Annotated in this window: 13 protein-coding genes and 2 tRNA genes; 7 read left to right on the top strand and 8 right to left on the bottom strand. The window is 46.1% G+C overall.

All coding sequences use genetic code 11. The features are described 5' to 3' along the window. Positions 1 to 74: 74 nt before the first annotated feature. The 3 genes from BP95_RS0129255 to BP95_RS0129245 all read left to right on the top strand — a co-directional run bounded on the left by BP95_RS0129255 (position 75) and on the right by BP95_RS0129245 (position 4,545). On the top strand, positions 75 to 1,964 hold the full coding sequence (locus BP95_RS0129255) for a DEAD/DEAH box helicase (protein WP_028533883.1): 1,890 nt from the start codon (positions 75 to 77) through the stop codon (positions 1,962 to 1,964). A gap of 25 nt (positions 1,965 to 1,989) precedes the next feature. After that, positions 1,990 to 3,129: a YqhG family protein gene (locus tag BP95_RS0129250; protein WP_028533882.1), complete on the top strand. Its 1,140-nt coding sequence runs from the start codon at positions 1,990 to 1,992 to the stop codon at positions 3,127 to 3,129. A 180-nt stretch (positions 3,130 to 3,309) separates the two neighbouring features. Beyond that, entirely contained in the window at positions 3,310 to 4,545 is a 1,236-nt protein-coding gene (locus tag BP95_RS0129245) for a hypothetical protein (protein WP_028533881.1), read from the top strand. Between the two features lie 65 nt (positions 4,546 to 4,610). On the opposite strand, the gene BP95_RS0129240 is transcribed toward BP95_RS0129245, so the two are convergent. Next, positions 4,611 to 4,925, bottom strand: coding sequence for a YqzE family protein (locus BP95_RS0129240; protein WP_021253182.1), 315 nt, complete (start codon positions 4,923 to 4,925; stop codon positions 4,611 to 4,613). 174 nt (positions 4,926 to 5,099) lie between these two features. Here BP95_RS0129240 and BP95_RS0129235 point away from each other — a divergent pair, with 174 nt between their 5' ends. Next, entirely contained in the window at positions 5,100 to 5,909 is an 810-nt protein-coding gene (locus BP95_RS0129235; protein WP_036667670.1) for an N-acetylmuramoyl-L-alanine amidase, read from the top strand. Between the two features lie 321 nt (positions 5,910 to 6,230). Here BP95_RS0129235 and BP95_RS0129230 read toward each other — a convergent pair whose 3' ends face one another. After that, on the bottom strand, positions 6,231 to 6,638 hold the full coding sequence (locus BP95_RS0129230) for a hypothetical protein (protein WP_021253184.1): 408 nt from the start codon (positions 6,636 to 6,638) through the stop codon (positions 6,231 to 6,233). A 733-nt stretch (positions 6,639 to 7,371) separates the two neighbouring features. Here BP95_RS0129230 and BP95_RS0129225 point away from each other — a divergent pair. Then, entirely contained in the window at positions 7,372 to 7,608 is a 237-nt protein-coding gene (locus BP95_RS0129225) for a DUF6953 family protein (protein ID WP_021253185.1), read from the top strand. Between the two features lie 62 nt (positions 7,609 to 7,670). Here the strand turns inward: BP95_RS0129225 and BP95_RS0129220 are convergent, their stop codons facing one another. Together BP95_RS0129220 and BP95_RS0129215 are read right to left on the bottom strand one after the other, a co-directional pair. Beyond that, positions 7,671 to 8,696, bottom strand: a complete 1,026-nt coding sequence (locus BP95_RS0129220; protein WP_028533878.1) for a hypothetical protein — start codon at positions 8,694 to 8,696, stop codon at positions 7,671 to 7,673. A 746-nt stretch (positions 8,697 to 9,442) separates the two neighbouring features. Then, the gene (locus BP95_RS0129215; protein WP_028533877.1) at positions 9,443 to 10,891 is read right to left on the bottom strand and encodes an amidase; all 1,449 of its coding nucleotides are present in this window, start codon (positions 10,889 to 10,891) and stop codon (positions 9,443 to 9,445) included. A gap of 154 nt (positions 10,892 to 11,045) precedes the next feature. Between BP95_RS0129215 and BP95_RS31675 the strand changes: the two genes are divergently transcribed. After that, positions 11,046 to 12,314, top strand: coding sequence for a MerR family transcriptional regulator (locus tag BP95_RS31675; protein ID WP_051614225.1), 1,269 nt, complete (start codon positions 11,046 to 11,048; stop codon positions 12,312 to 12,314). Between the two features lie 367 nt (positions 12,315 to 12,681). After that, the gene (locus tag BP95_RS0129205; RefSeq protein ID WP_028533876.1) at positions 12,682 to 13,545 is read left to right on the top strand and encodes an EamA family transporter; all 864 of its coding nucleotides are present in this window, start codon (positions 12,682 to 12,684) and stop codon (positions 13,543 to 13,545) included. A 311-nt stretch (positions 13,546 to 13,856) separates the two neighbouring features. Here BP95_RS0129205 and BP95_RS0129200 read toward each other — a convergent pair. The 4 genes from BP95_RS0129200 to BP95_RS0129185 all read right to left on the bottom strand — a co-directional run bounded on the left by BP95_RS0129200 (position 13,857) and on the right by BP95_RS0129185 (position 15,095). Beyond that, positions 13,857 to 13,943 (bottom strand) — tRNA-Leu (locus tag BP95_RS0129200). 259 nt (positions 13,944 to 14,202) lie between these two features. Continuing rightward, positions 14,203 to 14,289, bottom strand: a tRNA-Leu gene (locus BP95_RS0129195). Between the two features lie 183 nt (positions 14,290 to 14,472). Beyond that, the gene (locus BP95_RS0129190; protein WP_072729734.1) at positions 14,473 to 14,688 is read right to left on the bottom strand and encodes a hypothetical protein; all 216 of its coding nucleotides are present in this window, start codon (positions 14,686 to 14,688) and stop codon (positions 14,473 to 14,475) included. 80 nt (positions 14,689 to 14,768) lie between these two features. Then, a complete protein-coding gene (locus BP95_RS0129185) occupies positions 14,769 to 15,095 on the bottom strand; it encodes a hypothetical protein (RefSeq protein ID WP_021253191.1) in 327 nt (108 codons plus the stop codon). Positions 15,096 to 15,295 lie beyond the last annotated feature (200 nt).

The following is a 15,295-nucleotide window of genomic DNA, read 5'->3' as shown; positions in this document are numbered from 1 at the left end:
GTTATGAAATAAGAAGATTACGTCCATACTACACGGTAATGAGGAATAACGAATCGATTAGGGAGGGAGACAACATGCGTACGTATCAGCCGTCGAACGAAGAGTCTCGTACACCGAGTAACGCTTCTACGACACTAGCTTACCCCGGAATCGAAGCATCTATGGGAGCTGTGGGTAATAATGGAGATAACCCCTCCTCATCCTCCCGTACTAGCACAGCTGCAATAGGTAGCATCCCCCTTACTATCGAGAACGGATGGACGGACGAGCTTCTTGCTCGCATTGACAAAAACAGCCCTTGGGATGATTGGACCTTATTCCGGCTTGCATACGAAGCCCAGCAGGCAAAGCGAATTCATGCATTTGACGAGCTTCAATGCTTAACTCATATTACAAACGTCGATCCACTGCCGCATCAATTGGAGACAGCCCGCAAAGTGCTGCATGATATGCGAGGCAGAGCAATATTAGCCGATGAAGTAGGTCTCGGGAAGACAATCGAAGCCGGTCTTGTTTTGAAGGAATATATGATTCGTGGACTTGTGAAGCGAGTGCTCATCTTAGTGCCCGCCTCTCTTGTGCTGCAATGGGTTCGTGAGCTGAACCATAAGTTCGGCATTCCCGCGATTGCCCAAAAGAAGGGATATCAATGGGCGAATGACATCGTAGTCGCTTCCATGGATACAGCTAAGCGCGATCCGCACAAGGAAATTCTCATGGAGCAGGAATACGATATGTTAATCGTTGATGAAGCCCATAAACTGAAAAATCGGAAAACAACGAACTATCAATTCATTCAGCATTTGCGCAAGAAATACTGTCTTCTGCTAACTGCTACACCCGTTCAGAATGATATGAACGAGTTGTATAACTTGATCAATCTGCTGAAGCCAGGTCAGCTGGGCGGTCAAGGGGAGTTCAGCACGAACTTCGTCGCAGACAAGCGGATGCCGAAGAATGAGGGCATGCTCCAGAGCGAGCTATCGAAGGTCATGGTGCGCAATCGCAGAGGTGAAGGCAATGTTCATTTTACGAAGCGCATCGTTAAGAATGTTCCACTCACCCTCTCGCCGGAAGAACAGGCGCTCTATGATGGAGTCACTCGATTTGTAAAGGAGCAATATCGAACAAGCAGCGGGGATATCGGCAGCATGTTCTCCCTCATTACGCTGCAGCGGGAAGTATGCTCCAGTCGGGATGCCGTCTTCTTAACACTCGTGAATTTGTCAAAGAAGCTTGCCGAGGACTCCCCTATTCGCAATTATATCTGGGATCTTGTCGATCTCATTAAAGGCATTAATGCGAATACTAAAGCCGAAACGGCGATGAACATTATTCGCGAGATTAATGAAAAAGTTATCGTGTTTACCGAATACAGAGCTACCCAGGAGTACTTGCTGCAGTATTTCCGCAATGCCGGTCTAGTCGCAGTTCCTTACAGCGGAGGGATGAACCGCGGCAAGAAGGATTGGATGATGGATCTTTTCCGCGGACGGGCACAGGTCATGATTGCAACAGAAGCCGGGGGCGAAGGTATCAATCTGCAGTTCTGCCATCATATGATTAATTTTGATTTGCCATGGAACCCGATGCGCGTAGAGCAGCGGATTGGTAGGGTACATCGGCTTGGTCAGAACAATGATGTGAAGATCTACAACCTATCAACGCAAGGAACGATTGAAGAATATATATTGAACCTGCTTCATGAGAAAATCAACATGTTCGAGATGGTCATCGGCAGTCTCGACATGATCCTGGAACGGTTCGAGAAGCAGGATTCTCTCGAGAAGAGCCTCTCCCGCATTCTTCTGGAATCGGATTCGGAAGATCTGATTCGCACCGAGGTGGAGCGTTTAGGCAATTCGTTAAATGCGATACGTGAAGAAATAGATATGGAAGACGACGAGAAGAGTGCAGCAATAAGTAATCTCCTGCATAACATGAGTGCCGAGATTGAAGGATGATGACAGGAATAGGAGGTAGGAAGGAATGAATACGGAGCAAGTACGACGATTTGTGCTCGATTATTTGGAGGCCACCGATTGTCATATCATGGAGACCTCACCTGCCAGTGTAACCGTGAAGCTGTCAGAACGAGCCGATCGGAAGCTTACGAACCGTCCCTACTATTGGGGTTTCGTTGATCGCACAGGGGCAGAGCCCGAGACGATGCGATTCACCTTCGTATTCGATCCTTCTGCGATGCCGCCTGAACCTCCTCGTGGACCTTCTGCCCCGCCAGTCCTGCCACCTGCGGGTAACGCCACAGCTCCGCCAACTGGTGCAACTATTGCTCCGCCTCCGGGCTCTACCCCTGCCGGTACAGCCCCCGGCGACTCCATCCTCGGTCGCTACTTCGGCGTAGCACCCGCCTTCACAGGCGGCGGTGGAGGCATAGGGCGAATTCCACGCGAGGATGTTACCTTCGGTAGCCGGCGGTTGTCGAGCATCATGCAAGCGGTTCATGAAGAGGGTAGCTTCATTCAATTGTTCGCTGAACCAGCCAATGCCAGCAGTACTGCTGCAAGTAGTTCCACACGAGGTAGTAAGCGTTCTACTGCATATGAGCCATGGCTTCTCTTAAATCTTAACGTCGAATTTGCTTGCGATCTGAAGAGAGAGGAAATTCATTCGTTCGGAATATCTCTTGTAACGGGACGCATCCGGACTGACTTCATGGAACAACTGCTGTCCATGCCCTTGTCCCCTAAGCTTCCTTCCAATGTGCATGTTGCGCCTTGGTCGTTGTCTATTCAACAAGCCCGCGAGGCTGTAGAAAGACATTTAATCGATCTCATCTCTACCTATGACAATACATGGGCTGTGGAGGCGTCAGAACGATTGGAAGAAGAGCTTGCGAGATTGAAGTCTTATTACGAACCTCAGCTTCAGCAATTCAGCACCGATGCCGAGCAGGCTGCGAATATGCCATCCAACAAGGACAAGCATGGCGGAGATGATTCCGACACTGATCCCGAACAAGGGAATACAAATTCCCCTTCGAAACAAGAACAGATCCAGCAGCAATATGACATGAGGTGCCAAGAGATTCGGTGGCAATTCGAGCCTCGGATTGCGGTCAATTTTCTCAATGCAGGTCTGATTCATCTTCCTTCGACATTGGCCTAAGCCTATCAATCATGAACAGTGCAGAAACGCCACATTGCGGCAAAAATAGAACGTGTAAAGGACAAGCACCTGAACAATGGAACGACACCATTTTTAGAGCTTGTCCTTTACAATTAAGGAAATCAACTAACAGCAACCGATACAGAAAGCCTGTAACAACGGAAATTAGAGGTGATTCGCATGAATAATGAACCTTGGTGGACGAAATTGGCTTATATCGCCGCATCCGCTGCACTGACTTCCCTTGTAGCTGGCAGTGTTACTGTCGGCATTCTGTTTGCATCAAGCGAAGCCAAGCCACTATCGGGCAGAACCAATGAGAACTTGGTAAGCGAAGCTTATGCTCCGCTCTCCTTTCAACAATCCTTATTTAGTGAACATTCGATCATCTTGACGTCTACTTCTGCTTCGTCTACCTATCACACCTTCCAATCTGCACCCGCATCTTTGACCCCGCTATCAGGGGGTGGAGAGAACAAACAGATTGATGAAGCAATTATCCACTATCAGCAGCAGCTCGCCAAGAAGGCCCCATTCCAGCAATGGGAGCATGCAGATACAGAACGCTTCCCTCTTGGCCCTGGCATGCATGGGTGGTTCATCCGCGTCATGGACAAGCAAAAGCAAATTGGATATATGATTCTACAGGCAGATGCCGATGGTCGAATACGACTGTCGGAATATGGGATTGGCGAACAGCAGCCCTTCGATGAATCAACCTTACAGGATGCATTGTTAGATCGACAGCAGCAGCTTGCTGAGGAACATAATAAGGAAGTTCATGTAACGAGCATTTACCCGTACCAGCTAGCCCCGCTGCTTACCGTATGGCGAGTGGAATGGCACAACGGGAACGTTGATTGGCTTGATGCGCAAAGTGGAGAATGGCTCCCGCTGCCGAAGCAGTATGCACCAGCGCCAACAAAGCGAGATGCAAATGATAGCCCGACCTTGTTGAGTCAGCCCTCAGCGAGTCAATCTAAACGCATGGACAGCAAGGAACGATTGCTTCCAATACAATTGCTATCCTCTCATGCCGCCGCCTCCTCGCAGAGCTACAGCGAGGTTGCCTCTTCAAGCAGTTTGATTGCACCATTTGATCCCTATGAGAAAGTGAACTGGATGACTAAGCTATCTATAAATAGCTCTAAGGAGCTTCCTCTTACTTATCGTGATCAAAATTGGGTTTATGTACAGCGCATAAGTGGCGGGGCTGTTAATCAACCTTTTTCGTATATCGGGATTCAGAGATGGATGTTTGGAGGAGGAAATAGAGATGGTCAGAGCAATTCAAGCGATTTGACAAAAACAAGCGACAATGTGTATGTAATCGTCGCTTCTCAAGACATGAAATCCATACGCTGGCTCCCCTCCTCAGATGCACTGCAGGCGGGGGCATTTATTCCACAGTCATAAAAATATGTTCATAGCTTGATCCTTGCAAAGAGGCACGACCTTCAAAGGCGTGCCCCTTTTTTTGCCTAAGGTTGAGAAGGCGTCCCAGATCCTGATGATGGAGAATTTGAGGCTGTTTTGACTTGTTTGCGCAATAGTCGGAGCACATTTAGTTCTCTGGCCCGCTTGAGCAGAGGCTTGCTTGCACTCCCCCATTGGCCAGCCCACATTTTAACTCCGAATGGCACCATTCCGAACCACTTCGTTTGCCACGATTCCTTTGCACGATTTTTCCGCTCCATTTGACGCTCCCGACGCGCTTCAACCGGCGTATCCATATAGGTGACAACGCGTTGTGTAATGTATTTAATCAAGTCTTCTCCTTTTCCTGCTTTAGCCATAACGGTTCTCAATCCTCTCGTCGTTATCTCTTGGCTGCCTCGCCCCGTCATTCTTAGGATACCCAGATCTACGGCGCACCAACCCAAATTGGCAGGAATGAGGTTGTGCTTCGCTGTACACGATAAAGATGGAGTGATTATGTTGACCATGTGACAGAAAGAAGGGATTGCTTCATGCTACATCAACCGTCATGTGCATCGCGATTGCGCCGAATGGTCGCTGGCATTATAGCTATTGTCATCGGGTGTACCGCTAATATTGGGGTCGGACATGCTGGACGTGCTGCCGCCACAAATGAGACAGCCGTATATCAGGAGTCAGCCGTGGACGCAATCCCTGAACCTATTGCAGCAGCTGTTCCACCCAATACAGAACCAATTGGATCACTTCCGAGTCTTCCCTTCTCTAAGCTGGTCTTAATTGATGCAGGACATGGGGGAATTGATGGAGGAACAACTCACGGCAATATCTTGGAGAAGGACATTAATTTAGCTATCGCTCAGAAGTTGTATCTTATGCTGAAATCGAGGGGCATTCCGGTCATTGTCAACCGAACCGGTGATTATGCGCTTAGCGATGATAACCGTTGGTCAGCCACCCGCTCTAGACATCGCAAGGATCTTGCACAGCGTCGGCAGCTAAGTCAAGAACTCCCCGTATCCGTATTCATCAGCATTCATGTCAATTGGAACAAAAACAAAGCTGCACGCGGCCCGATTGTGCTGCATCAGAAGGAAGGGCGAAGCCGAATGCTCGCTTGGTTTATACAACAATCATTGAATCCAATCTTTGCATCGCATAAGCAGCCAGAGCTCGGCCCTACTTATTATTTGCTCAAGCGGGTGGAGCAGCCAGCAGTGATTGTTGAGGCCGGGTTTATTAGCAATGATCGGGATCGCAAGCTGCTAACTGAACCACGAACTCAGACGCTCATTGCATCACGCATCTGTGATGCAGTTATGTTCTATCAATCCATGTTCTAATTGGGAAGAGCGCTCTCTTCATCTGTTCAAGCAAGGGGGCGCATCCCAGCGTCATATTACAATTAGGGCAGGCTCTGCTTTAGGCTCTTTAGGAAAAAAGCGAGGGGCTTAGGGGAATGATTTAATAAGTTAATTGATTAAAGCAAGTGGAAATAAATAAACCTCTTAAGTTTTATCCTTAAGAGGCTGTTAACGTTCCATACTTTCCAAAAACATATGCTCACCCAATCGTTTAAAATGAGATGCAATATGAGATGCTAAAGCGGACGAGAACTGTCCGTGAGATGACAGTTTATAAAATCCTGATCGCATCCTATACACTTACGCTGTGCGCTGTTGTACAAAATTCATAATCACATAACCTTCAACAATACGATACTGAATTGCTCCGTACTTCTCCATCAACTGCAATGCCGCAGTAAGAGCATCAATCGCTTCGGAAATGACACCAGGTTCAATGCCTCGTTGATTGTGCATGTAACGCGTATTCAATGCATCGCGATGTACAGCATCAAGTTTCGAGCACGCAGCATGGAAGATCATTTCTTGTTCCTTCGCACGTGTAATGGCATGACGCAACTTGTCTTGTTCACGACGCGCACCCACCATGTTCATCTTCATATCTTGTACATAAGACATGCGATAAGTCAATCTACGCTCATTCAATGCACGGCTTGCACGGTAATCACCCATGTGATTCAACCAATTGTTTACTAGTATTGTATTCATTTGTATTCCTCCAACTTCTTAAGAAAAAACCTCCTAGCTCTATTTTCAATGAGTCAGGTTTCTTAAAATTCTCTTTCTTTAACATGATTAAACATTTCACAACATGTTCAAACATCATCCCAGCATAGGATGATTAATCCTCAAAACATTTCACAACTAAAATATAGCCAAATAAAAATAAAGCATACTTCACTACTAAGTACAATTCCAATCTTAAAAAAGGGACAAAGCAATAGTGAGTAACGAACCAATGAACAGACAGGTGGTTGGCGAAATGGGCGGTGAAATGACGGTTGAGGGAGTGTGTTGCGCTATTAAATATTTATTTTACACTTACTCCTCCAACATGTCAATACCATTTTTTCAAAAGTCAGATCATTTACGCCTCTTACTCCTTTATCATAATCGAAATTCCTCTACATACAAGTTAAATAATTGTATACACTATTCAATCGTAGTCGCAAACCGCTTACCTTAGCATAAGATAATGGGAAAAGGATATGATTATTTAAGAAGTAGATTCTACTCAACTGTGTGCTCCATTTATTTTTTATCACAGTAAAGCAACTATGCACTCAAGCATATAAGCGTTAAATGACAAAAGATCTTCACATTTACATAGCAGGATTGGGTAGGATCTTGTAGTAATATAAAGATACGGGATCAGACTTTAGGACGGAGAAGCCCAAAACTGTCAGCCGTGAATATAGGAATTATGAAGGGAGCAAGTAAAATGAACGAACAACACGTTGCACTGTGGTTGTACAACAAGATTAAAAGAGATATCGTCGTAAACTTGGCTGATGCAGTTCAAAGCATTGAAGAAACATTCGGCAATCGTTTCACTTTTGCCTTTGACAATGGGATGAAAGCAGTCAACAAAACAGTTGCTATGGAATTTGGAAAATTGAACAAGGATGGAAAGATCGAATGGAATCCTTCAGAATATAAATGGGTTTTTAAAATGTAAATAGCATCTATAGAAAATGACGAGCCGCTGGCCATTAAGCCAAGCGGCTCTTTTGTATTACATCATTCCGACGACATTCCGATTCTCGACAATAGAACCTCCGCTTGGGTATATCCAGCAGGCATACTGAGATATATGCCATAATCATAGTAGGAAGCATCATAGCTTTGAACCGATTTTGTCGTTCCATCAGCCTTCATTCCCTTAACACCCAAGATATGCGCATTCCTCTTGTTCCAGGTTGAATTCGGATAAAATACGTCAGCTGCTTGATTTTGATTTAAACTAACGGTTATGGCTTGAGTTAGCGGGACATCATAACCGTGGACTTTTGCGTTCCCGCTGCTCGTTATTTGCACAAGATATTCCCAATTTTCGATCTGAGCAGATTTCCCACCTGGCAATTTCATGACGACCACTTCCGCTTTGTCCATGTTCGCCTTGTTGGAATCCGGGTTGAACGAGCCATCAGCCTTATCATTGTAGTGGATTGGTGCTGCCAAGCCATAGAAGAGGCCGCTCTGTTCCCCAATATCTTTGTTCCACAGCCCATGTTGAACATTCCAACACATTCCGTTATAGGCAAACACATAATCTTGAATAGGACGCTGCGGGACTAAGCTTCCACCGCTGAATTTACCCAGTGAAAGCCTACTGAGCGGGGATATGCCTGAGCCGTCAATTTCAATGCCTGATCCTCCGATCGTCACTCCCCCATATGAGTCACACATAAACAGATTGTTCCATCCCAGCATGATTCCGAACTCACGCCAGCTTCCATCCGGTTGCAGAGCCCCGATATCTTCACCGGTTTGGTCACGTGCAGGCTCCCCTACACTGTATGCCTTTTTCCCGTTAGCCTTCCATAAATTCATTCCCTGATTGTCTAAATCTCCGATGTTTTCTTCACCTGGATACGTGCCACAAGCCTGCATTTGCCAACCGAAGCTAAAATTGTCGACATTGATCCGCTTGAATCGCTTGGCGGTCTCATCGTAGCGTGCGTTAATAAGCAGCCACAACTCATGTACTTCGACTCCGTTGCGAATCGTATGGATCGTGGCTGTATTAAAAAATGGATCCTGCATTCGCATCCCCTCCTAAACCATAGTATCGATTGAGGTGGCCGATTGTTACGGATGCTTATTATTGAATACCCTTGTTTGTCTTGCATTCGATTAAAAGGATACATGTGGAAGATGTCGAAATTATATTGAAGAACAGGAGGAAGCTTGATGGCAAGTATAACAACTGCAACAACTCAATCTAATATCGTAAAAACCAATCACAACTTAAAAATTAAACCGTAGCAGCATAACAACGAAGCGGGTTAGGATAGCAAAAACAAGCCTTGTATTGAACGGGTTTAACATTTTATGTTAAGCAAGAAAGGCCAGGCTAGGAAAATTAGTTTTTTCCAAGCCTAGCCTTTTCTAATACATTAACGCTTATCTTACTTATTTGGGACTGTCTTTCCTTGCCCCCCACTTGGATCATTTGGCTGATCAACATACCGAGGAGGCGTTTTGTAACACCTCGTGCGATTCCAGACTATGCAAGCCCTTCCGATTCTCTTCCTCAGTTATGATGAGTTTGAGTCGTTTGCCCCTCCAGTTTCATTAAGTTCTCCGAGTACACATCTCTATTTCATAGAATCATTTGCATTGCATATACTTCTGCTAATCTATCCACATCTGTTTTATTCCGCATATGCTCTCCTTTTTGTGATTTTCCATCCCTATCATAAGGAACGTAATAATAAAACTACATGCTATCGCTATCTTTAAACTAAGTCGACCTGGGCTTCTGTTCGTCTGATTAGAAAATGAGTCGCTTATTGGCTGCTAGCTGCATGAATGACGGGACGCTTATGATTCCATGGTCGGGCGGCTTCCAATTGGGCGGAGAGCCGCAGCAGTGTAGCTTCGTCGGCGAATCGCCCAGCAAATTGCATCCCGATCGGCAGACCGTCCGCGCTCCAACCGAGCGGAAGTGATACAGCAGGCTGGCCTGTCGTATTAAAGAGACTAGTGAACGGAGCACGGGTGAATACTTGTTCTGTCCAGCTTCTTAGATCGATATCCGGATTGTTGGCATTCAGCTCGCCCAACGGAAAAGGCACAGACGCGATCGTTGGGGAAAGCAGCACGTCGTACTGTTCAAAGAAACGACCGACGGATCGAGACGCTTGCGCACTGATATCGAGGGCATTAAGCAGATCATGGGCGGTTAAGGTAGCGCCGTATTGGTAAGCTTTCAGTATCGTTGCTTCCAGATTATGTTCCGAGGGCTTCCTATTCAGGGCCTTCGCAAGCCGCTCAATTCCATGATACGTGTTGGCCGCCCATATGTGCATCGTCGCTACAAACAATGCTTCATAATCCACTTCTGGCAATACCTCCACTAATTCATGCCCTAGTTCCTCACATAAGCCGACGGTCTCATGCAAGACACGCAAGCATTCCGCATCAACGGGGGTGCCTGAAAACGGCTTGCCCGTCCAGGCTATCCGCAGTCTCCCCGGCTCCTCAGCAAGTTCTGCTGAGAAGGGACGGTTCGGCCGTTCGGCCCAAGCATAAGCCCCCGGGTCTGGCCCCGCAACCGCATCCAGCAGTGCAGCCGTATCACGCACCGTCTTGGTCACGGCAAATTGTATACCGAGTCCGCTCAGTACTTCTCCGTTGTCAGGACCGTTGGGTGTTCGTCCACGCGTCGGCTTCAAGCCGACCAGACCGCTGCAAGCCGCAGGAATGCGGATAGAGCCGCCACCGTCATTGGCATGTGCAATTGGCACAATACCTGCCGCGACCGCCGCAGCAGAGCCGCCGCTTGAGCCGCCTGGACTCCTATCCGGATTCCAAGGGTTTCTCGTCGGCCCATACAGAACCGCTTCCGTTGTTACATTGAAGCCAAATTCGGGCGCTGTGGTGGATCCGAGTGTTACCAGACCTGCCTGTCGGAACCGCCTCATCATCTCGGAGTCGTAAGGGTAAATCATTCCTTCCCCCAGTCGGCTCCCGCTATTTAGAGGCACTCCAGCCGCATGCAAAGTTGAATCCTTGACCAAGAATGGAATTCCAGTAAATGGGCCATTCGGCAAAGCAGACTTGCTTTCTTTTTCTGCTAGCTCCTGCATCGAGACGGCCATCACATTTAGTTGCGGATTCAGCAGCCGGATAGCTTCGCAAGCTAATGCCGTCAGTTCCTCTGGCGTAACTTCGCCGCGCTTGACCAGCTCAGCAAGCCCCAGACCGTCATAACTAGCATATTCGGATAACTTCATTACATCTCACCTCTTTCTTCGTTATACGCTTATCTTAAGAGATGGAGCGTACTTGAGATCAAGCCTGCAATACATCTCATTTTCCAAAAAAATCTGGAGTGCTCCCGCAATTTTAGTTTATTATTAGATTAAGGAAAATATGGGAGGTACTTACATGAAGATTGGGGCATTCGCCAAGCGTTTTGACGTGTCCGTAGATACGGTACGCTACTACATTGAAATCGAGCTGCTGCTTCCGGATAAAAAAGCAAGCGCCCAATATGAATTTACTCCTTCATGCGTTGAGGATATGGCCTTTATCAGTGAAATGAAGCAGTTTCATTTTACACTTCAGGAAATCCGCCAAATGCTTTTGAGGAAGCGAATCTCTGATTTTACCGTCTTCGAAGACATTCGCTGGCATTATCTACGTATGATGAACGAAAAGAAACAGCGGCTAATGAAGGATAAAGAGCAACTGGAAAACGCTCTTCATCAGCTTGAAAATAAATTAATCACTTTACAGGACGAGCCTAGGACTGAAGCAGAGACCGGAGTGCCTTACTCCTTTTTGCCCCTGCTTTACTGCCCCTCCTGCCGCATTCCACTGCAAATACGAAACGCCTTCCTTCAGGGAAAATATATGCTTAGCGCACGATTACACTGCTCCTGCTCTTATCGGGCGGAAATCAAGGATGGCATTCTGCTTACCTCGGATAAAGAAAACGCTCGTTCCGCATATACCTATGGCTATGAGCACGAGCGTTTTCAATTGCTTTCATCTGCTTTTATCAACTTGACGGAAAAGGGCAACCAATGGTTGGCCGACCGACTTAGAAGCGAACCTGCCAAGCATCAGCTGATCGTGGAAGCCAACGCTGATGTGTACACGGTTCTACCTAGGTACATCTCATCTCTCCCACCGGAGACGATGTACATCTTTTGCGGTACGTCGAGCGAACTGCTGATCAGGCTTAAAGAGAAGCTTTCACAGAACCATACTGATTTGCAGGCGCTTTATATCGTGAGCAGTGATTGGCAGCTTCCTCTAGCTCCCGTTACCGTTGATTTGATCGTCGACAGCTTTTCGTTCAACGACTTTTCGTTGCACAATCGGATCTTCCCGCTTCTCCCGATGCTGACTTATCTCAAGCCGGGCGCCCGTGTGCTGGGGCACTATTTGTATTATCAGCCCCCCGCCGCTTCACTTTCGCGAATTTGTCATCTGTTTCCGCAAGCTCATGAGCGAACCTATCATCCAGATTATTTGGATGAAAACTTCTCCCGTGTCGGCATGAAAATAACAGCGCGCGAACAGCTTGGTTACACAAAGGAACCAGGAAACTATCTACGCTATCATGTCCATAACGAAAAGCTTCATCTGTTGGCTTACTTGGCTGAGCATCGTGGCAGCGGTGATCGTCCAAATCTTTTTGTGCAGTGATGTGGATGACGGATTCCTAACCTCTTTCCAATTCCCTGTTCTTCCACTATAATGATAATCATTATCAATTATAGATAGAATCAATAAAACTACCATCCCTGAAATCTGGGATTTAATATACGGAAAACGGAGAAGTTAGAGGCTTGAGGAGAACAAATACATATGAGCATCCAGCCGCAGAGAGCTTATCTGGGATTTGTTATCAAGATTCAGCATCGCATGACTGGGAAATCGTGAGAGTATCGATAGGCTAGCTGAAGAAATATAGTAAAATGAAGGATATGCTGTCTTCCCTAAACGAAGATGATCATAAGTTCCCTGTTACCTGGGTACATAGTGTTTTACATAGAGTTTGGAGGATACCTACATGTGGATGATTTATGCTTTTGGTGCGGCGCTATTTGCAGGTTTAACTTCTATTCTTGCTAAAATCGGAATTCAGCGTACGGATTCCAATCTAGCTACCGCCCTTAGAACCGGAATTGTTGTCATTTTTGCGTGGACTATCGTGTTTGCAGGGAACTTACATACGAACCTGTTCGACATCAGCTCGCAGTCTCTCTTCTATCTCGTATTATCAGGACTGACGACCGGTGCTTCTTGGATCTTCTATTTCAGAGCGCTGCAGCTAGGCAATGTGAATGTCGTCGTTCCCATTGATAAATCAAGCACGATTATGACAATGCTTTTTGCAATTATCTTACTGGGGGAACCAGTTACCTTACTGAAAATCATCAGTATGGCGTTGATTGGAATTGGAACGTATATGATGATACAAAGAAAACAAGATGCTAGACAATCCTCTGACAAAAGCGGGAATTGGGTTTGGTATGCCGTACTATCCGCTCTTTTTGCAGCAATCACAGCAATCCTAGGCAAAGTCGGCATTGAAGATGTTGATTCCAATCTAGGCACCGCCATCCGAACAATCGTTGTACTGATCATGGCGTGGTTGATTGTATTCGCAACTAAGAAACAGGGCGGCATCAAAGAAATCGACAAAAAGAGTTGGATTTTCCTTGCCTTATCGGGTTTGGCCACCGGCATGTCCTGGCTGCTCTACTTCAAGGCACTGCAAGAAGGGCCCGCAAGTATCGTAGTCCCTATCGATAAATTAAGCATACTCGTGACGATTATCTTCGCTTACATTGTGTTTAAGGAAAAATTGTCTATGAAAGCTTTTGTCGGTCTCCTCCTGCTTGTTGGCGGAACCTTTATGCTTCTGTTATAACTACCACTTTCTGCGCACATGGTTAATTTGAATAATGGTAAGATGATTCAAGACTCCGGCTGTTTTTAGCCTGGAGTCTTTTCTCCTGTATCTAACTAGATATTGGATGACTGTCGACCTTGTACTAACGATCTCACTCGGATAGCCAAGATCGTGACTTCACCTATAATGGGGACACAAAAAAGGCCCGTAAATCATCATGCATCCGATTTACGAGCCTGTTCAAAGCTGCTATGATAAAACATCTTATCGAAGAATTACAGACAAATAAAAAAATCCTTAATGACGTAAGGATTCTGCTAATTAGAGTATGGTGCGGTCAAGAGGACTCGAACCTCCACGATATTGCTACCACTAGAACCTGAATCTAGCGCGTCTGCCAATTCCGCCATGACCGCATATAAGATGTTGCGTTTGAAACCGATAATAATTCGGAATCAGTAATCATTACTATACACGGTTGGAACCATTGTGTCAAGCACCGTCATAGCAAAAATGAAACGATTGTGATTAACGCATACAATCTGATGGGAAATTGATGATTATTAAAGGGTGAAACGTAAAAAAAACCCGCTGCCGAAAATCATCGACGACGGGTTATTAGATCATGTAAATATAAAAAAACCTCATAAGCATGAGGATTCACTGATGAAAGTATGGTGCGGTCGAGAGGACTCGAACCTCCACGATATTGCTACCACTAGAACCTGAATCTAGCGCGTCTGCCAATTCCGCCACGACCGCATATTTGATTACTTCCGATTGAGTCGCTAAGTTGCTTTCCTGGCGACAAGGAATATAATATCACGTCATTATAGGATCGTCAACACTTTTATAAACTTTTTGCAATGATATCTTCTTATTTCTGCTGCAAGGCAGCTGGCAGGTTTCCCTCCCCGCTGCCATGCAGTATTCCAGTATATCCGATCAAGTCTCAGGGACTGTTCTTGGCTCATCTGCAGGTTGAATCATATAGCTGCGACTCAGCTTCACAACACGCCGATTTCGCTTGCGAATCATGACATACTCATCATCCCATGCAACCACGAATCCTCGAACATCGTTCATCTCCAGTATGTCCCTAATGACTCTGACAAATGTTCCTTCCACTCGATAACGATCAAGCTCCGCTTCCTCCATCATCATGTACTTCACACCTCCGCTATGTACAACATGCAAGGCCTGCCATCATCAGCAGGCCCCACACATACGCATGCTTCATCTCAATAGCCCACATGTTCCTTCGTATCGTTCGTTTCAAACCAATAGTCCAATACCTTGGCAGACATGACACGCTTGTTAATATACGCAACTTGTTGCGCGGTAAATTTCCCTGTCCAGCCCACCTGCATCTGATCGCACAGCTTTACGATCGTCAGCAATTCTGACCAAGCGACATACCTTTTGTACCAGAAAAATTGAGGGTGTTCGATCATATACGGGTACAAATCATCGAATTCCGTGTGTTTGCATGCTAGTGCCCGTTCAAAATGGTTTTTAGCCTCCGTCACTTTTTCTTCCAAAAAGCGAGCCGTTCGTTCATCCACCATCTGCGTTGCCCCCTCTCACCATCTTATCTTTTATTATATGTCAAAGTGGTGAATGGAGAAAAGCAGACAATTCTTTTCATCAACTGAAACTAAATGGAGCTTTGAAGCGTCTAACTATATAAGAGGGTTATTTTTGCTTATTTTTTATTATTTACTGTTGATAACTAGTTCATAACGTCCAAATTGGAAATTGATTCAAA

The sequence above is a fragment of the Paenibacillus sp. UNC217MF genome (assembly GCF_000686865.1).
In the GTDB taxonomy this organism is placed as follows: Bacteria; Bacillota; Bacilli; order Paenibacillales; family Paenibacillaceae; genus Paenibacillus_B; species Paenibacillus_B suaedae.
This window is presented reverse-complemented; position numbering and strand designations above follow the sequence as displayed.